The organism is Labrys sp. ALF-8 (assembly GCF_059699065.1).
This window is the reverse complement of the sequence record NZ_AP048537.1, coordinates 3,855,493-3,873,779: the sequence shown is the minus strand read 5'-3', so window position 1 is coordinate 3,873,779 and position 18,287 is coordinate 3,855,493. Positions and strand designations below refer to the sequence as shown.

18 protein-coding genes are annotated in these 18,287 nt (G+C 65.4%); 7 read left to right on the top strand and 11 right to left on the bottom strand.

Annotated features, from left to right (window positions below):
• Positions 1 to 14: 14 nt before the first annotated feature.
• The 4 genes from deoC to petA all read right to left on the bottom strand — a co-directional run bounded on the left by deoC (position 15) and on the right by petA (position 3,805).
• Positions 15 to 758, bottom strand: a complete 744-nt coding sequence (gene deoC / locus AC6H34_RS17725) for a deoxyribose-phosphate aldolase (RefSeq protein WP_497539592.1) — start codon at positions 756 to 758, stop codon at positions 15 to 17.
• Between the two features lie 265 nt (positions 759 to 1,023).
• Positions 1,024 to 1,953, bottom strand: a complete 930-nt coding sequence (locus tag AC6H34_RS17720) for a cytochrome c1 (RefSeq protein WP_448148599.1) — start codon at positions 1,951 to 1,953, stop codon at positions 1,024 to 1,026.
• A gap of 22 nt (positions 1,954 to 1,975) precedes the next feature.
• Positions 1,976 to 3,232 carry a cytochrome b gene (locus AC6H34_RS17715; RefSeq protein ID WP_448148600.1) on the bottom strand — a complete coding sequence of 419 codons (1,257 nt, stop codon included), beginning with the start codon at positions 3,230 to 3,232 and terminating at the stop codon, positions 1,976 to 1,978.
• 12 nt (positions 3,233 to 3,244) lie between these two features.
• A complete protein-coding gene (petA, locus tag AC6H34_RS17710; protein ID WP_448148601.1) occupies positions 3,245 to 3,805 on the bottom strand; it encodes a ubiquinol-cytochrome c reductase iron-sulfur subunit in 561 nt (186 codons plus the stop codon).
• 303 nt (positions 3,806 to 4,108) lie between these two features.
• Between petA and AC6H34_RS17705 the strand changes: the two genes are divergently transcribed.
• Together AC6H34_RS17705 and hemF are read left to right on the top strand one after the other, a co-directional pair.
• Positions 4,109 to 4,594 (top strand): tRNA (cytidine(34)-2'-O)-methyltransferase, encoded by a 486-nt coding sequence (locus AC6H34_RS17705; protein ID WP_448148602.1) that lies wholly within the window; start codon positions 4,109 to 4,111, stop codon positions 4,592 to 4,594.
• A gap of 73 nt (positions 4,595 to 4,667) precedes the next feature.
• Complete coding sequence (gene hemF, locus AC6H34_RS17700; RefSeq protein WP_448148603.1) at positions 4,668 to 5,576, top strand: oxygen-dependent coproporphyrinogen oxidase; 909 nt, start codon at positions 4,668 to 4,670, stop codon at positions 5,574 to 5,576.
• A gap of 39 nt (positions 5,577 to 5,615) precedes the next feature.
• Here the strand turns inward: hemF and AC6H34_RS17695 are convergent, their stop codons facing one another.
• From AC6H34_RS17695 to AC6H34_RS17685, 3 genes are all read right to left on the bottom strand, one after another.
• A complete protein-coding gene (locus tag AC6H34_RS17695; RefSeq protein WP_497539591.1) occupies positions 5,616 to 6,398 on the bottom strand; it encodes an SDR family oxidoreductase in 783 nt (260 codons plus the stop codon).
• Between the two features lie 170 nt (positions 6,399 to 6,568).
• Positions 6,569 to 7,330 carry an SDR family oxidoreductase gene (locus AC6H34_RS17690; RefSeq protein WP_497539590.1) on the bottom strand — a complete coding sequence of 254 codons (762 nt, stop codon included), beginning with the start codon at positions 7,328 to 7,330 and terminating at the stop codon, positions 6,569 to 6,571.
• 19 nt (positions 7,331 to 7,349) lie between these two features.
• Positions 7,350 to 7,592: a hypothetical protein gene (locus tag AC6H34_RS17685; RefSeq protein ID WP_284316935.1), complete on the bottom strand. Its 243-nt coding sequence runs from the start codon at positions 7,590 to 7,592 to the stop codon at positions 7,350 to 7,352.
• A 310-nt stretch (positions 7,593 to 7,902) separates the two neighbouring features.
• Between AC6H34_RS17685 and AC6H34_RS17680 the strand changes: the two genes are divergently transcribed.
• Positions 7,903 to 8,457 (top strand): NADPH-dependent FMN reductase, encoded by a 555-nt coding sequence (locus AC6H34_RS17680; RefSeq protein WP_448148606.1) that lies wholly within the window; start codon positions 7,903 to 7,905, stop codon positions 8,455 to 8,457.
• 150 nt (positions 8,458 to 8,607) lie between these two features.
• On the opposite strand, the gene AC6H34_RS17675 is transcribed toward AC6H34_RS17680, so the two are convergent.
• From AC6H34_RS17675 to AC6H34_RS17660, 4 genes are read right to left on the bottom strand one after another with little or no spacing between them, the layout of a single operon-like run.
• A complete protein-coding gene (locus AC6H34_RS17675) occupies positions 8,608 to 10,680 on the bottom strand; it encodes a hypothetical protein (RefSeq protein ID WP_497539589.1) in 2,073 nt (690 codons plus the stop codon).
• Positions 10,680 to 13,469: a DUF4159 domain-containing protein gene (locus tag AC6H34_RS17670; protein WP_497539588.1), complete on the bottom strand. Its 2,790-nt coding sequence runs from the start codon at positions 13,467 to 13,469 to the stop codon at positions 10,680 to 10,682. The genes AC6H34_RS17675 and AC6H34_RS17670 overlap by 1 nt, the downstream gene beginning before the upstream one ends.
• A complete protein-coding gene (locus AC6H34_RS17665) occupies positions 13,469 to 14,377 on the bottom strand; it encodes a DUF58 domain-containing protein (protein ID WP_497539587.1) in 909 nt (302 codons plus the stop codon). The genes AC6H34_RS17670 and AC6H34_RS17665 overlap by 1 nt, the downstream gene beginning before the upstream one ends.
• A 5-nt stretch (positions 14,378 to 14,382) precedes the next feature.
• Positions 14,383 to 15,381: an AAA family ATPase gene (locus AC6H34_RS17660; protein WP_448148610.1), complete on the bottom strand. Its 999-nt coding sequence runs from the start codon at positions 15,379 to 15,381 to the stop codon at positions 14,383 to 14,385.
• Positions 15,382 to 15,533: 152 nt separating this feature from the next.
• Between AC6H34_RS17660 and AC6H34_RS17655 the strand changes: the two genes are divergently transcribed.
• From AC6H34_RS17655 to AC6H34_RS17640, 4 genes are read left to right on the top strand one after another with little or no spacing between them, the layout of a single operon-like run.
• On the top strand, positions 15,534 to 16,103 hold the full coding sequence (locus AC6H34_RS17655) for a DUF1285 domain-containing protein (RefSeq protein WP_497539586.1): 570 nt from the start codon (positions 15,534 to 15,536) through the stop codon (positions 16,101 to 16,103).
• 2 nt (positions 16,104 to 16,105) lie between these two features.
• The gene (locus tag AC6H34_RS17650; protein WP_448148612.1) at positions 16,106 to 16,771 is read left to right on the top strand and encodes a CoA pyrophosphatase; all 666 of its coding nucleotides are present in this window, start codon (positions 16,106 to 16,108) and stop codon (positions 16,769 to 16,771) included.
• Entirely contained in the window at positions 16,771 to 17,034 is a 264-nt protein-coding gene (locus AC6H34_RS17645; RefSeq protein ID WP_497539585.1) for a DUF6111 family protein, read from the top strand. The genes AC6H34_RS17650 and AC6H34_RS17645 overlap by 1 nt, the downstream gene beginning before the upstream one ends.
• A complete protein-coding gene (locus tag AC6H34_RS17640; RefSeq protein WP_497539584.1) occupies positions 17,031 to 18,263 on the top strand; it encodes a CCA tRNA nucleotidyltransferase in 1,233 nt (410 codons plus the stop codon). The genes AC6H34_RS17645 and AC6H34_RS17640 overlap by 4 nt, the downstream gene beginning before the upstream one ends.
• Positions 18,264 to 18,287 lie beyond the last annotated feature (24 nt).

The window sequence follows — 18,287 nt, the reverse complement described above, 5'->3', positions numbered from 1 at the left end:
CTTGACGGCTGCGTCTATGCGGCTTGCGGCTCGATACGCAGGGTTCCGCCCGGCAGGGCCGCGCACTGCCTGACCAGATCGGCCGCCACCTGCGCATTGATGCCGAAGCGCGTGACGCCGAGGCCGACCATGGTGGCGACGGTGTCGAGCGTCCTGATGCCACCGGATGCCTTCACTTCGACCGCGCCACCGACGAAGCCCGTGATCAGGCGGATCTTCTCGATCGTGGTGGCATGCGGCGTCCAGCCTGTCCCGGTCTTGACGAAGGCCGCGCCACTGCCGGCCACGATCTCGCAGCCACGTTTGATTTCGTCATCGCTGAGATGGCCGATCTCGAGAATCACCTTGAGAGGAAGAGGCGCGATCGCTTCGACGACAGCCCTGATATCGTCGCCAACATAGGCATAGTCGGCGGATTTCAGGCGACCGACATTGATCATCATGTCGAGTTCCTGGGCGCCATCTGCGACGAGTTGGCGAGCTTCCGCCACCTTGATCGCCGTGACATGTCCACCCGATGGGAAGCCCACCGGGCCCGCCGCCAGCGTGCGCCCTTCCCTCGGCAACAGCGAACGCAGCAGCGGCACGAAATTCGGCAGCACATGCGCCGCAATGAAATCATTGGCGCTCGCCACAGCGGCCAGGGCCCGAACGTCGTGCTCGGTATGAAAGGCCTGCACCGTGCTGATGTCGATGAGAGCAGCCAGATCGCTGCTACTGAGAGCGACCGGATGCGCGGCGGCTGGAGCGCGGGGCAAGGCTTCCTCCAAGGGTTGGCGGCCATTTTTGTATTGTTACTACCATTAAAACCACAAGAATGGCAATAATACCGACGTTTCTCAAGGAAAAATGTAGCCCCAATACATCACACCGCCAACTGAGGAATCCTGCACGGCGCAAAAGGAAACGGCCGGAGTGTCGAACTCCGGCCGTTCTGCAGATGTGGTGTCGGCGAATACAGCGATCACGTGCCAGCCAGGGGAAGAGAGGCGCCTCGTCGTCGGCACTCTCCCCCTGCAGCGCTCAGTGCGCGTCGGCCCAGACTTTCTTCTTCGTGTACCAGAGCAGGCCCGAAAGGACGATCAGGAAGATCAGGACCTTGAAGCCGTTCTGCTTACGCTCGACCAACGACGGATCGCCTGCCCAGGCCAGGAACGCAGCGACGTCCTTGGTGTACTGGTCGACCGTCTGCGGCGCGCCATCGGTATATTCGACCTGGCCATCCGCAATCGGCTTGGCCATCGCGAGCGAGTGGGCCTCGAAGACTTTGTTATAGTGCAACCCGTCAGGAACCTTGAATTCCGAGACAATCTTCTTGCCCGGATTGTTCGGATCGTCGGTGGCGATCAACGGCGGCTTCTCGCCCTCGTTGAGGTATCCATCGGTGATCAGGGCGTGGATGTAGTCCGGCCCCTGTTCCTGGTACTGCGTCACGACGTCGAACACGAAGCCGGGGAAGCCCGACTTCGCGCCACGCGCCTTGGCGAGCAGCGACATGTCCGGCGGGACGGCACCGTTGTTGGCGGCGCGGGCTGCATCATCGTTCGGGAAGACCAGCGGGAAATAATCCGACGGGCGGCCGGGACGGTCGACGGGCTGCCCCTTGTCATCGAAATCAGCGATCTGATAGGTCGCGGCGAGCGCCTTGACCTGGCCTTCGGTGAATTCGGGACCGCCAGGCTCCGACAAATTCCGGAATGCCACGCGATGCAGGCTGTGACAGGCCGAGCAGACTTCCTTGTACACCTTGAAGCCGCGCTGGAGCTGCTCCGGATCGAACTTGCCGAACGGGCCGGCAAAGGACCAGCTCTGTTTCGGCGGATGCATGATCGGCGGCGTTTCCGGAATATTGGTGTCGTCCTGCGCGGAAGCCGGCATCGCCACGCCCGCAACCACCGCGAGGGCAGCGAGGGCTAGACCAAAGCGAACAAGGCGCTGAGAGGGTTTGAACATCCGAATCATTGCAGTTCCACCCTCAACCATTGACTTGCGGAGCGGGTTCTTCGCCCGGATTCTTAGCCAGGATCGCGTCCGCGATGGACGCTGGCACCGGCTTGGTCTGCTCGAACAGCCCTAGGAGCGGCAGAACGATGACGAAATAGGCAAAATAAAGCGCCGTCAGCACACGGCCAACCACCAGCAGCGTACCCTGCGGGGGCTGCGAACCGACCCAGCCGAGGCCGAGGCAAACGGCGACGAAGATGAAGAACACCAGGCGGAAGACCGGGCGATAGACCGCCGAGCGCACCTTGGAGGTATCGAGCCAGGGCAGCAGCGCCAGCATGGCGATCGCGCCGAACATCATGATGACACCCAGCAGCTTGTTCGGGATCGAGCGCAGGATGGCGTAGAACGGCAGGAAGTACCATTCGGGCACGATCTCGGCCGGGGTTTGCGCCGGGTTGAACGGCACGTAGTTCACAGGGTCACCGAGATAATCGGGAATGTAGAACACGAAATACATGTAGAGGATGAGGAAGAAGGCGATACCGGTGGCGTCCTTCAGCGTCGCATAGGGCGTGAAGGGCACCGAATCCTTCTCGGTCTTGATGTCGACGCCGGTCGGATTGTTCTGGCCCACGACATGCAGCGCCCAGACATGCAGGATCACAACGCCGGCGATCATGAAGGGCAGCAGGTAGTGCAGCGAGAAGAAGCGGTTCAGCGTCGGCTGGCCGACGGCGTAGCCGCCCCACAGCCATGTCACGACCGTGTCGCCCACCACCGGGATGGCAGAGAACAGGTTGGTGATCACGGTGGCGCCCCAGCCGGACATCTGCCCCCAGGGAAGCACATAACCCATGAAGCCGGTGGCCATCATCAGGAGGAAGATCACCACACCGAGCAGCCAGAGCACCTCGCGCGGACCCTTGTAGGAGCCGTAATACATGCCGCGGGCGATGTGCAGGTATACCGCGATGAAGAACATCGAGGCGCCGTTGGCGTGCAGCTTCTGGATCAGCCAGCCCCAGTTCACGTCACGGCGAATCAGGTCCACCGAGGTGAAGGCCAGCTTGGAATCCGGGATGTAGTGCATCGCGAGCACGACACCCGTGAGGATCTGCGCGCCCAGCATGAAGGACAGGATGGCGCCGAAGGTCCACATGTAGTTGAGGTTGCGCGGCGTCGGATAGGCGATGAAGGAGGAATGAACCAGCCCGCCGATCGGCAGACGGCTTTCGAACCACCGCCCGAGGGCGCTTTTCGGGGTCCAGGTCGAGGATCCGCTCATGAAATGTGACCTTTAGGCTTTGGGGGTCGAATCGGATTCGGCGCCGATGATGATCTTGCTCGCGCTCTCGAAGCTGTAAGGCGGCACGACAAGATTAAGCGGAGCGGGTCCCTGGCGAATACGGCCCGACGTGTCGTAGACCGAACCGTGGCAGGGGCAGAACCAGCCGTGATACGGCCCTTCATTGACGAGCGGGATGCAGCCCAGATGCGTGCAGATGCCGATGACGACCAGCCACTGCTCGTCGCCTTTCTTCACGCGGGCGGAGTCGGGCTGCGGATCCTTCAGGGTATCGACATCGACGTTCTCGGCCGCCGAGATCTCTTCCTTGGTGCGATGACGGATGAAGATCGGCTTGCCACGCCAGAAGACCTTGATCGACTGCCCCTCGGGAATCGGCGTCAGATCGACTTCGACGGGCACGCCCGCCGCGATTGTCGCCTTGTCCGGGTTCATCTGGCTGATGAAAGGCCAGACCGCGCTTGCGACACCCACAGCACCGACAGCGCCGGTGGCAATGTAAATGAAATCGCGACGAGTGGGCTCTGCGGCGTGTTCGTTCGTGGCTGCCACGGATCGATCCTTCTCATACGTCGCACCCCGGCTCACGCCGGGATGATGGAGGAACGGGACGGGGCCGCCCAGTGCCTACCAAACTCTGCCAAACTTCGGCCACCCAGACGCGCGCGTGAGGATCACGGCGAAACTGGGGCAAACCTCATCACGGGCTCATGCCACTCTGTTGCGAAGTTGTCTAGATCGTGCAGCCTGCAAATGGCGCTATGTCGCATGACATCAACGCCATTCGTGCCGAATCCGGCTCCGTGTTGACGATCCGGCAACCATGTTCGGCACCCGAGACAAGCGAAAGTCGAAATGCCCCTCACCCTCGCCCTCTTCCAACCCGACATCCCGCAGAACACGGGCACGATGCTGCGCCTGTGCGCGTGCCTGGGCACGAGCGCAGCCATCATCGAGCCCGCCGCCTTCCCGGTTTCCGATCGCGCCTTCCGCAGGGCGGGCATGGATTATCTCGACCGCATCGAGATCGAGCGCCATGCCTCCTTCGCCGCCTTCGAGGCCTGGCGCGCCGCCAATGGCCGCCGCCTGGTCCTGCTGACGACGCGAGGGGCCACGGCCTACACGCAGTTTGCCTTCGCCCCCGACGACATCATGCTGGTAGGCCGGGAATCGGCCGGCGTTCCGGAGACCGTCCACGAGGCGGCGGATGCGCGCATCATCGTGCCCATGCGGCAGGGCTTCCGCTCCCTGAACGTCGCGATCTCCGCCGCCATGGTGCTGGGGGAAGCGATCCGGCAGACGGGCGGCTTCGAGACGAAAACGGGCGAAGGATCGGTCTGAATGGGATATGCTCCCTCCTCCGGCCTTGATCTGGCGCAATTGCCTCCTCGGCGAAAGGATTTATAGAAGCGCCATGACGACACAACTACTTGACCATCCCGCCGATCTCGAAACGCGCAAAAGCGAGGCGCGTGCCTGGTTCGAGGAATTGCGCAACCGCATCTGCCAGTCCTTCGAGCGGCTGGAAGATGAACTGCCCGATTCACTGGCACCGGCAGGCGCCCGGCCGGGGCGCTTCGTCCGCACGCCCTGGCAGCGGACGGACCACACCGGCGCGGTCGGCGGTGGCGGCATCATGGCGTTGATGCATGGTCGCGTCTTCGAGAAAGTGGGCGTGCACTGCTCGACCGTGCACGGCGAGTTCTCCCCCGAATTCCGAAAGGATATTCCAGGCGCGGCGGAGGATCCCCGCTTCTGGGCTTCCGGCATCTCGCTGATCGCCCATCCCTGGAACCCCAATGTTCCCGCGGTGCACATGAACACCCGGTTCGTGGCCACCACCAAGGCCTGGTTCGGCGGCGGAGCTGACCTGACGCCCGTCCTGGACCGCCGCCGGACGCAGGAAGATCCCGACACCAGGGCTTTTCACGACGCGATGCGGGAGGCCTGCGAGGCCCATCCCGTCGCGGACTATGCGCATTACAAGAAATGGTGCGACGACTATTTCTTCCTCAAGCATCGCAACGAACCGCGCGGTATCGGCGGCATCTTCTATGATGGCCTTTCCTCGGGCGACTGGAATGCGGACTTCGCCTTCACGCAGACGGTAGGCAGCGCCTTCGCTGCCATCTATCCGGCGCTGGTGGCCCGCAACTTCACGACGCGCTGGACCGATGCCGACCGCGAGGAGCAGTTGGTCCGGCGCGGGCGGTATGTGGAGTTCAACCTCTTGTACGATCGCGGCACCCTGTTCGGCCTCAGGACCGGCGGCAATGTCGACTCGATCCTGTCTTCCATGCCGCCTTCCGTGAAATGGCCGTAGCTCGAAGCATGGGCAGGGTCGGCGCGGCGGTCCTGCGCCTCACCCGAAAGACGCGTTGAAAGATCCGCCGTCGAGCAGCAGGTTCTGGCCGACGATGAAGCCCGACGACGACGCGCAGAGGAAGACGCAGGCATCCCCGAACTCAGCCGGATCGCCAAAGCGTCCTGCGGGGACGGCCCGGGTGCGTTCGGCCATTTCCTCTTCGACCGGGCGCCCGTTCTTGCGTGCTGCCGCCGCGCTGTTGTCGCGCAGCCTGTCTGTGAGGAAGGGACCGGGCAGCAGGTTGTTGATCGTGACGTTGTGAGGGGCGACCTGCCGGGCCAGGCCGCCGAGAAAGCCGGTGAGTCCGGAGCGCGCGCCATTGCTGAGGCCAAGCGTGGGAATGGGCGACTTCACGGCCGAAGAGGTGATGTTGACGATGCGCCCGAAGCGGCGGGCGATCATGCCGTCGACCACGGCCTTGATCAGCTCGATCGGCGTGAGCATGTTGGCATCGAGGGCCTTGATCCAGTCTTCGCGCTGCCAGTCCCGGAAATCGCCGGGCGGCGGTCCGCCGGCGTTATTGACGAGGATGTCCGGCTCGGGGCAGGCGGCCAATGCCGCCGAACGTCCCTCCGGCGTGGCAATGTCGCCGGGGGCGACGGTCACGGCCATCCCCGACCGCTCATGAATGGACCGCGCCGCGGCCTCCAGAGTCGCGACGTTGCGCCCCGTGATGGTCACGGCGACTCCTTCGCGCGCCAGAGCCGTCGCACAGGCCAGGCCCAACCCCTTGCTGGCCGCGCAAACCAGGGCACGCCGCCCCTGCAAACCGACATCCATCGTGAATTTCCTTTCTGCGAATGCGGCGAGACTTGCCCCTTCGTCCTGGGAATTCAACCTCAATCCCGCGGTTGACAGACGGTATCATCCCTCGCCAATTCGGCAGGCGCCCCGCCACGGTTTGCAGGGCTGCGAATTCGTGCGGCTAAAGTCCGCACAGCAGGCAAGGCCTACACCTTCGGGTCCGGATTCTCCGTATGGCCGTCCACGGCAATGATCTGGCCCGAGACGAAGCGGGCGGCGTCGGAGGCGAGGAAGACTGCCATGGCGCCGATGTCCCCTGCCGTGACGAAGGAGCGCATCGACGTGCCCTTCGCATAGCCCTCGTAGATCGCATCGCGCGTGGTGCCCTTGACGGCAGCCTCCCGGGCAAGCACGCGTTCCATGCGAGGGCCCTCCACGGCCCCGGGGCAGATCGAATTGGCGCGAATGCCGAATGGGCCGAGTTCCATGGCCAGCGTCTTCATCAGGCCGTTCACGGCCCATTTGCTGGCGGCATAGGGCGCACGATTGGGGTAGCCATAGATGCCCGCGGTCGACGAGGTAAGGACGATGGAGCCGGCGCGCTGAGCCTTCATAAGGGGCACGGCATATTTGGCGAAGAGAAACGCACCCTCGAGATTGACGGATAGGCAGCGGCGCCATGCCTCGAGTTCGATGTCTTCGACGAGGGCGGTCGGGCCTGCAATGCCGGCATTGGCGCAGAGCGTGTCGAGGCCGCCCCACTCGGCCTGCAACTGCTCGAACATATGACTTATGGCGGCCTCGTCGGTGACATCGAGTCGGCTCTTTCGCCACGCGGCGGGGCAGGCGATCAAGGCGGTTCCGTCGGCATCGACTACCCAGATGCGCGCGCCGGCTGCCTCGAACGCCTCGGCCATTGCCCGACCGATGCCGCTTCCGCCTGCGGTGATCAGGACGCGCTTGCTCATTCCCTTCCCGGGGACGCGCCTAGTCGGCCGTGGGAAGGTGGCGCATCGTCACGAAGATCTGGCCGTCAGGCAGCTCCTCCCAATATTCGATTTCCGTCATGTAGGCGGCCTTGGGGTAACGCGAAAAGAAATCACGGGCCTTCGCGCGCGCTTCCTCACGCGGCAAGGTGAAACTTTCGCGCCGAAAACCCGAAGACAATTGGGTCCGCCGCTCAGCATGGCGCTTGGCAAGCGTTTTCGGCCGGATCTCGTCGCTGCGCATCGTCGCATCCTCGACCTCTTCCCTTAAGGAAGAGGCGTACCAGAACCTGGGATCGTAGCGTAGTGCGTGGAGAGGCAAGAGTCGAATCGACCGCCTGCAAATCCCGATCCGGACGTCCTCATGGACGAAACCTCTTTCCAAGGTCTTGCGGAGCCTTGCCGCCACCGGCGCCTGCATCGATGCAAACACCGCTTTTTTTGCCGCCTGTTGGCAATCCAACCCCGTCGTGCTCAGTTGGCGCCGCCGGATAATTCGATCTCTGGCTTTTGGCAAAAACACAGTGCCCAGGACATTGAAAGGGGGAGACTTCATGTCATCGGTCAAGAAAGTCGGCGTGCTGATCGGCAGCCTTCGCAAGGATTCGTTCAGCCGCAAAATTGCACGGGCGGTGATCGCGCTCGCCCCGGACAGCCTGTCCTTCGAAGTCATCGAGATCGGCGGCGTATCCTTCTTCAACCAGGACCTGGAGGCGACGCCGCCGGCGGACTGGGTCTCGCTGCGTGAGAAGATCAAGGCGTGCGATGCCATCCTGTTCGTCACGCCGGAATATAACCGTTCGGTGCCGGGTGTCCTGAAGAACGCCATCGACGTGGCTTCCCGCCCCTACGGGCAGAGCGTGTTCAACGGCAAGCCGGCGGCGATCGTCTCGACATCGATCGGCGCCATAGGCGGCTTCGGCTCGAATCACCATCTACGCCAGTCGCTCACCTTCCTCAACATGCCCCAGCTCGCCCAGCCCGAGATGTATGTCGGCAATTCCGCGCAGGTGGTGGGCGAGGACGGCGAGGTGGCCAATGATGCCACCAAGGACTACCTGGCCGGCTTCGGCGTCGCCTTCGCTGCCTGGATCCACAAGACGGCGTAGCGGGGCACGCGCCCAGCAGGTGAGGGCGCGGACATCTCGTCCGCTCCAGCACATCGAGCCTCGAAAAAGGCTCCGGCCAGCGACATGGCCGGGGCACTTTTATCCCGCCATTCCGCTTCCGGCAGCGGGCAGGACATCCGTGCTCCGGTCCTACCTTCCTTCCCTTGCCCACATCATGGACAGGCCGCCCAGCAGCAGGGCGAGGCCGAGGAGACCAGCGAAAAGCGGGATGGAGGCGATGCCGCGTACCACCGTGGCTTCACTGCGCCTGAGACCGACCCAGCCATCGCCGCCCATGGGCGAGCCGTCGCCGACGGCCCGCACAGCCGGAACCGAGAAGCCGGAATCCGTGACCAGCCTCTGTACGGTTCCGCCGGTCTCACCGGCTATCCCCTTCAGGCGGTCGGTGGTGGAAAGCAGATCCTGGTATTCGCGCGGATTGGCGGGACCGACATTGGTGATGGCCTGCAGCGTGCCGTCCTGGGCATGCCAGATACCCATCGCGTCGGCCGCATAGCTCCCGCTCCAAAGACCCGGCTTTTCCTGCGTGAGCGTGAGCCGCGCTTTCTCGCCATTAGGTCCCGTAAGATCCACAGGCGCGGCGCTGTCGGCCATGGTCTGGCGCTCGACGGTGATCTCGCGGCCGTTGGCGCGGGCGCGCAGCGCCTCCTCGTCGAGGTCGGGCTCCTTCATCAGCCAGTGCGAGAGGCGGCGCAGCAGGTCAACGTAAGGCCCGCCTCCCTCATAGCCGCGTGCCCAGAGCCAAGCGTGGTCGGAAAGCAGGAGGGCGACGCGCCCCTTGTCCTGATGGGCCAGCACGAGAAGGGGCGCACCCTGGGCGCCCGACATCACCGCCGTACCTTCGCGCAGATTGGTCTCCACCGTGGTGAACCATTGCCCCCAGGCCGGCGGATTGGCCTCGCCGCCCGGCAGGTCGCGCGTCACGGGATGGCGCTTGCCGAGGTCGGTGATCCCCGGTCGATAGGGCTGATAGAGCACGTTGCCCGTCGGTGCGGCGGGCAGGATATCGGCAAGCGCAGTGCCCCACAGGCTGTTCTCGGAGGCATAGTCGGCGCCCGATGCGAGCAGGATCGCACCGCCGTTGCGCACGAACTCCGTCATGTTGTCGAAATAGGCCGAGGGCAGCAGGCCCTCCTGGGCATAACGATCGAAGATGATCAGGTCGAAGCGATGGATCTCTTCGTCAAACAGGCGGTGGGTGGGAAACTGGATCAGCGATAATTCGTTGATCGGCGTTCCGTCGCCCTTCTGCGGGGGGCGGAGGATGGTGAAATGCACGAGATCGACATTGGCGTCAGCCTTGAGCAGGTTGCGCCAGGTGCGCTCGCCGGCATTGGGCTCGCCGGAAACGAGAAGCACGCGCATCTTCTCGCGAATGCCCTCGATCTGGAGCACCGCATGATTGTTCACCGGCGACAACTCGCCCGGCACGGTCTCGGCTTCGAGCTCGACGACATTGAGGCCCGCATGGTCGATCGGCACCTCCAGCGAGGACAACTCGCCCACGGGCACGCTGGTGCGCGCAATCTCCTCGCCGTCCCTGCGCAGGACGACGGTCGCGGTCGAAGGCATGTTCGGCCCGCGATCGGTGACACGGAAACGGACGGTCGTCGATTGCTTGACCAGGCCGAAGCGCGGAGCCTCGACCAGCGAGATCTGGCGATCGCGCTCATCGGCGGTACCGGTGATCAAACCGTGCACCGGGGCCTTGAATCCGAGTTCGGCCGCACGGGCCGGCACGTCGTGAACGACGCCGTCGGTCAGCAGAATGGCTCCTCCCACCCGATCGGGCGGGACGTCGGACAGGGCATTGGAAAGCGCGCCGAAGAGCTGCGTGCCGTCCGCCCCGGAACTGTCGCCGCCGGCCTCGACCACCCGCAGGTCCGTGTTGCCCAGCCCCTGGATCTGCCGGGCAATGGCATCGCGCGCTTCGTTGGTTTGCCTGGTGCGGTCTCCGATGCCCTGGGAGGCCGAGCGATCAACCACGAGCGCCACGACGTTCGGCAGCGGCTCGCGGTCCTGGCGCGAGAGGATGGGGCCGCACAACGCCAGCAGGAAAAGACCGAGCACCACCGTCCGCAGCCACGCCGCACGCAGGCGTGCGAACAATCCAAGCAGGGCGACGACCGCGGCCGCGCAGGTCAGCGCGATGATGACGGGCCAGGGCAGCAGCGGAGCGAACTGGAGAGAAAAATCGCCCATCAGCGTCCGAGCCTTTCAAGCAGATCCTGCACATGGACCTGATCGGCCTTGTAGTTGCCCGTCAACGCATACATCACCATGTTGACGCCGGCCCGGTAGGCGAGCTCCCGCTGGCGCTCCAGGCCCGTGGAGACCGGAAACATGGGATTCATGCTGTCGTCCACCGCCCAGGCCCCGGCCAGGTCGTTGGAGGTGATGATGATCGGCGAAACGCCGTCGCCCCCGAGCACCGGCTTGTCGGCATCATCGGCCGTCTGCGGCGTCGCCTGCACCCAGGTCTCTCCCGTGTCGTAGCGACCCATGAACTTGTCGAGCAGGTAGAAGGTCTTGGTCAGCACGTGCTTGGACGGCACGGGCTCCAACTCGGGAATGTCGAGGCCCGCAAGCAGGCGTTTCAGGGTATCGGCGGCCGGCGTGTCGGCCTGTCCCGCATCGCGCTGGAGAGCATCCCGCGTATCGAAGATGACCATGCCGCCCGATTTCATGAAGGCATCGATGCGCGCCATCGTCGCCGCAGGCGGCGGCGCCTGGCCCGCCACGATCGGCCAATAGATCAGGGGGTAGAAGGAAAGCTCGTCCTTCGCGGGATCGATGCCGTCAGGCGGCCCCGGCTCCAGCGCCGTCCGCTCCGTGATGTAGGCCGTCAGCCCCTTGAGGCCGGCGAGGCTGGTATCGTCCGTTTCCTTGTCGCCAGTGACGATATACGCCAGCCTCGTTCTCAGCGCCGGATCGAAGGCGCGCGCCTGGGCCTGGGCATCATGCGGCATCACCAGCGCCAGCGCGAGGAAGACGAGCGCCGCCGAACCCGCCCCGGCGCGTGTGAGGCGCGACAGGCCACCCGACATGAAGAACACGATCATGGCATCCGTCATCAACAGAACCAGGGCAAATACGAGCAGCGCGGGGCCGAGCATCACCGGCTTGGCGACGGAATAGGCCGCGAATGTGGCATTCAAGGGAGCGAAATCGAGTGCCTTCAAGGTTGCGTTGGGTGCCAGGGCATTGACTGCCACGAGGCCGTCGGGCGGTCCGTAGAACCCCGGCGGATGGTCCGGGCGGCCCACTCCGGGCCGGTCCGCGCGCACCGGCTGCGCCGTTGCCGGGGGCACCTGGAAGGCTCCGAGGCCGTCGAGCGTCCGGCTCGGGGAAGCATAGATCGGAGAGGCGTTCGAAGCCGCCGAGCCGTCGGGCCTGGCATCGTTCGCCGGCCCGGCCGTCGCCAGCCCCACCACCTTGCGGAGCATCTCGGGGAAGGTGCCGGAGAGCACGAGGTCGGACCAGGTGGTGTCGGCGGTGACATGGAAGAGCACGAGCAGCCCCCTGCCCCGCTTCTCCGCCGTCACCAGCGGCGTGCCGTCGGTGAGAGTCGCCCAGGTCTTGCCGGGCAGGTCGATGTCGGGCTCGGCGAGCAACTGGCGCTTGACGCTGACGTCGTCAGGAACGGCAAGGCTGGCGAAGGGACCGCCGGCGTCGAAACTTCCAAGCTTCTGCGGCTTCTCCCACGACAGAGCCCCGCCGAGCGTCCGGCCGCCCTCCCGCAACTTGACGGGGAGCAGCGTGTTCTCCGCAGCGGCGAGACGCGAACCGGCGAAACGCACCAGCACGCCGCCGTTCTCGATCCAGTCCGACAATTTACCCTCGGCATCGCCGAGATTGCCGACATCGGCAAGCATCAGGACCGGCAGCTTGTCGTCGATGAAGCGTCCGATGGCTTCGCTCGGCGAGGTGCCTTCGGCGGCGCGCACATCGGCGAAGGGCTGGAGCGCCCGGCTGAGATAATAATTGGCCGAGAGCAGGGGCTGGCTGACGTCCTTGTCCTGGCCGGAGACGACGCCCACCACGCGGCGGCGCCAATTGCGATCGAGCAGTTGCACCGACCCTGCCGAATTGTCCCCGGCCAGTTCGATGCGCGCGATGTCGTTGCGGATGTCGACGGGCAGGTCGAGGGTCGCCGTGGTCTCGCTCACGCCCGGCAGGAAAGTGAAGTCCGCCTGGCCGACCGGCAGGCTCTTCAGGTCGAGCGCCCTAACGCTGCCGCGCAAGGGCGAGCCGAGAGCTCCGGATCGAAGGACGCGCACGGTGATGCCGGAAGGCGCGTTGTTGGCGCCAGCCAGGGCCAGTACCCCACTCGCATCGTCGCGATAAACGGTCACGTGCCCGCGCTCGACCGCCGGCGCAAGCGCCCTGAGGAAGGTGTCATCCCCCTCCCCTGCCAGTCCGTCCGAGAACCAGACGACCTCCGCATCCGGCTCCGCCCGCAAGAAATCGCCGATCGTTCCGGCAAAGGCGCCTCGATTGGCCTGCCAGGGCTCGGGATTGAGTGCCGCCAGCTTCTCGACGACGGCTGCGGCCGGGCTCAGCGAAAGATCGCTCACGGGTTCGGCCAGCGCCGTCAGCGCCACCGGCCGGCGTTCCTGCTCGGCCGTCTCTAGGGCAGCCTGGACGACATTCCGGCGCAGTTCCCAGTTCGAGGCCGACGCCCAGCCATTGTCGAAGAGGAGAAGCAGGGGGCCTGAACGCGGTAGGCCGGTATGTGCCGACGGCCGAAGGATCGGTACCGCCAGCATGGCGATCACACAGGCCGCCAGAAGGAGGCGCAACGCCGTGAGCCACCAGGGCGAGCGCGCAGCGACCCGCTGGCGCGGCACCAGGTCCGACAGGAGGCGAAGAGGCGGAAAGTCGACCCGCTGCGGGCGCGGCGGAATGAGGCGCAGCAGGAGCCAGATCGCGGGCAGGAGAAGGAGGGCCGCCAGCATCCATGGGGAGGCAAGGGCCAGTGAACCGAACATCAGCCGCCTCCCTGCTGCAGGAGAGGGTGCAGGGCGAGCACAGCCTGCGAAGCCGGCTTGTCCGTCCGATGCAGCGTCACGCTCCAGCCGAAGCGGCGGGCGGTGGCACGCAGCGCCTCGCGATGGGCGGCCAGGCGCGCCTCGTAGGCCTTGCGGATGTCCTGCGCGCGCGCCGCCAGGAACTTGTCCCCTGTCTCGGGATCGACCAGCTCCGTGCGGCCATCGAAGGGAAAGGTCTCCTCGACGGGATCGGCGATCACAAGCAGATGGCCACGCGCGCCCCGGCTGGCCAAGGCCCCGAGCGTGGCCGCCAGCGCCTCGGGCTCGCCGAGAAAATCACCGATGAGAATGGCTTCGCTGCGCGGCGCCAGGGCGATGCCGCCCGGCAGCCCCGCGGGCTCCTCCTTGGCGGTCATCAAGGCGAGGGCCAGCTTCTGGATGATGGCACGCTGCGATGAGGGGCGGGCCACGCCGATGAGGCCGACGCGTTCGCCGCCGTGCACGAGGAGGTCAGCGAGAGCGAGGCAAAGCACCAGCGCCCGCTCGATCTTGGACGTCTGGGCCAGGTTCGAGGCAAGATTCATCGAGGCCGAACGGTCCACCCACAGCCAGATCGTCTGCGCGGCATCCCATTCGTGCTCGCGAACATAGAGATCGTCGCCGCGAGCCGAACGGCGCCAGTCGACATTGGCGGCGGCCTCGCCGGACGCGAAGTGGCGGAACTGCCAGAAGTTCTCACCCTGCCCGGCACGCCGGCGGCCATGCAGTCCATGCATCGCAGTGGCGGCGACCTGCCGTGCCTCCAGCGCGAGCCGCGGCATGGCCTCGGCGAGATCGAGCGCAGCCTGCTGCGCAGCGGTCGACCTGATGACCGCCTGCTCACTCACCAGCCGGGTGGAAACTGCCATGCGGCTCAGCCCAGTTTGCGCGCGAGGCGCCCGATCACGTTCTCGATGGTCTCACCGTCGGCGCGCGCGGCGAAGCTCAAGGCCATGCGATGCTTGAGAATCGGTTCGGCAAGGGCCGCCACGTCGTCGATCGAGGGCGAGAAACGGCCCTGGAGCAGCGCGCGGGAGCGGACGGCCAGCATCAGGGCCTGGCTGGCGCGCGGACCCGGTCCCCAGGCGATCTTGCCCGCGAGTTCGGGGGATTCACCCGGTCGCGCCGAGCGCACCAGGGTGAGAATCGCCTCGACAACCGATTCCCCGACAGGCAGATGGCGAACCAGGCGTTGGGCGGCGAGGAGATCGTCCACGGTCATCGCCTGTCGCGCCGGTGTTTCCTCCGCGCCGGTGGTGAACAGGAGGATGCGCTTTTCATCCTCGCGTTCGGGATAGGGCACGTCGATCTGCATCAGGAAACGGTCGAGCTGGGCTTCCGGAAGGGGATAGGTTCCCTCCTGCTCGAGCGGGTTCTGGGTGGCCAGAACATGAAAAGGCTTGGGAAGATCGTGCCGCTCGCCCGCCACGGTGATGTGATATTCCTGCATGGACTGCAGCAGCGCCGACTGCGTGCGGGGTGAGGCGCGGTTGATTTCGTCGGCCATCAGGAGCTGTGCGAAGACCGGCCCGCGGATGAAACGGAAGGTACGGGTGCCGCCATAGTTCTCGTCGAGAACCTCGGTGCCCAGGATATCGGAGGGCATTAGGTCGGGGGTGAACTGCACGCGCTTGGCATCGAGACCCAGTACGATGCCAAGAGTTTCCACAAGCTTGGTCTTGGCGAGGCCGGGCACGCCGACGAGCAGGCCATGCCCACCGGAGAGAAGCGTTATCAAGGCGCCGTCCACCACGGCATTCTGGCCAAAAATGACGGAGTGAACGGCATCACGAGCCTTTTTGATGAGTTCTGCCGTACTTTCCGCCGATCGGATGATGGCTTCGTCGAGATTGGTGGCAGTGTCGGCGGTCATCATGCCTCGCTTTTATCGCGCCCAAGCGGCGTTTGAGGGAGCAGGAACGCTTGCGCGATTCCCTTGCATCGCCGGATATTAGAGACCAACTAAGGCAGGAGCGAGAGCTTCCATGTCGTTTTCACGTCCGTTTTATAACGAGTAGCAGCGCCATGGCGCAAACCGATCTGGCCGGATTGACCAAGGCAGCCAAGCAGGCGGGGGAGCGCCCCGTCCATCTGTGGAATCCGCCGTTCTGCGGCGATATCGACATGCGCATCGCCGGCGATGGCTCCTGGCACTACATGAAGAGCCCGATCGGCCGCATCGAGCTCGTGAAGCTCTTCGCCTCGATCCTGCGCCGCGACCCCGATCGCTACGTACTGGTTACCCCTGTGGAGCGCGTGGGCATCCAGGTCGACGACGTGCCTTTCGTCGCGGTCGAATTGCGCGTCGAGGGCGAGGGGGATGGGCGGACCCTGTCCTTCCGCACCAATGTCGACGACTGGACCATCGCCGGCCCCGAGCACCCCATGCGGTTCGAGATCGGCGCCTCTGAGGGGCTCAAGCCCTATGTCCATGTGCGGGCCGGCCTGTGGGCACGCGTCAACCGCGCACTGTTCTACGACCTTGCCGATCTCGGCGAGATCCGCGACGTCGACGGCAGGGCCATGTTCGGCCTTTCCTCCGGTGGCCGCTTCTTCGCCATGGCGCCGGCCGACGAAATCGGCGCGTTGTCCTGAAGATGCTGTCCCCGGCTGGCGCCCCTCCCATCCATCCCTCTCTCGCGGCCTTCCTGGAACGCGCAGGCCGGAGGCTGGCCCTACAGCCGCCCGAAGCACTCTACCGCGACGACATCCCGGCCCATGGGGATCACCGCTTCTCGCCCGAGTTGCTCAACGAAATGCCCGGCGTTCCGGCCAAGCCTGCCGCAGTGCTGATTCCCATCGTCGACCGGCGTGAGGGGCCGACCGTGCTGCTGACGCATCGCTCCAGCGCCCTGCGCAGCCATTCGGGCCAGGTTGCCTTCCCCGGCGGCCGGATCGACCCCGAAGATCGCGGGCCGCTGGAAGCCGCGCTGCGCGAGGCGGAGGAGGAAGTAGGCCTGTCGCGCTCCCTCGTCCAGCCGATAGGCTATCTCGACCTCTACCTCACCGGCTCGGGCTACCGCATAGCGCCGGTCGTGGCGCTGGCCGATCCCGGCATGGTGCTGCATCTCAATCCGGACGAGGTCTCCAGCGTCTTCGAATGTCCCCTCGCCTTTCTGATGGACCCGGCCAATCACGTCGCGGAGCGCCGGGAATGGCGCGGCATCATGCGGCACTACTATGCCATGCCCTGGGAGGGGCATTATATCTGGGGCGTCACGGCAGGTATCATTCATGCCCTGTACGAAAGGGTGTACGGCTGATGTTGAGGCCTTTCCTGTTCGAAGCCGTTCTCTTCGTCCTGCCTTTCCTGGTCTACGGCCTCTATCTGACGTTCCGCGGCAGGAAGGGCTTCAGCCTGCGGGCATGGGAGGCCGCGCCGCTTCTTTCCCTGCTGGCTGCCTCCGTGATCTGTGTGGCGGCCGGCCTTGCCCTGTTTGCGCATTATGGTGGCGCACCTGCCGGCAGTGCGTATATTCCTGCCCATATGGAAGACGGCAAGTTGGTCCAGCCCGAGACGCGATGAATACACAATTGACGGGGACGCGTTTTCCCTGGCTGAACGAACCGCCCCTCGCCTCTCTCCTCTCGGCCCTCGACGGCGATGGCGAGGAGGCGCGCGTGGTGGGCGGCTCGGTGCGCAACGCCCTGCTCGGCGAGGACGTCATCGACTGGGACATCACGACCACCGCCCTGCCGGAGGAGGTGATCGCGCGCGCCACGGCCAGGAAGTGGAAAGCCGTCCCGACGGGCATCGAACACGGGACAGTCACCGTGATCATCGACAGCCACCCTTTCGAGGTAACGACGCTGCGGGAGGACGTCGAGACGGACGGACGGCACGCGGTGGTACGTTTCGGACGCGATTTCCGGGCGGATGCCTTCCGGCGAGACTTCACCATCAATGCGCTCAGCCTGTCGCGGGATGGGACGCTGCACGACTACGCCGACGGCCTCCGGGATCTCGCGGCGAGACGGGTCCGCTTCATCGGCCAGCCCGACAGGCGCATCGCCGAGGATTACCTGCGCATCCTGCGCCTGTTCCGATTCCATGCCCGCTACGGCAGCGGTCCGATCGATCCGGAGAGCTTCGCCGCGGCCATCCGCGGGCGTGAGGGCTTGCGCCGGCTCTCGGCCGAGCGCGTCCATGCCGAACTTCTCAAGCTGGTGGCGGCAAGCCGGGCCGGCGAGGTCATCGAGCAGGTCGATGGGGCAGGCTTCCTGGGCATCGTTCTCGGTGGCGTCGCGCGCGTGGGCGAGTTTCGCCGGCTGACGGCTCTGGAAGCGCGTTTCGGCATCTCGGCCGATCCCGTGCGCCGGCTCGCGGTGCTGAGCCTCTTCACGCGGCTCGACGCGGAGCGGCTCACCAGGAGATTGCGGCTGTCCAATGCCGAGGCCAAGCGGTTCCTGGCCATCGCCATGCTGATCGAGAGCGAACGCCGGATGCCGGCGCCGAGCCGGGCCAGGGAACTGCTCTACCGCCTAGGCCTGGCTGCTTTCGAGGACGGCATGCTAGCCTTGGCCGCCCAGCGGCCCGAAGACGATTTCGGGAAGGTTTTCGCCCTGCCCGCCGCCTGGAAGGCGCCGAACCCTCCGTTTGGGGGCAAGGACGTCGCGCGGCTCGGCGTGGAGCCGGGCCCGCGCGTGGGGCGCATCCTGGCCCGCGCCGAACAGGCATGGATCGACGAGGGTTTTCCGGAGAACCGCGAACTGCGCCAGGCGATCCTGGCCGATGCCGTCAGGGTGACACCTTAGGGCTCGCCTTCGGACCCGAACCGC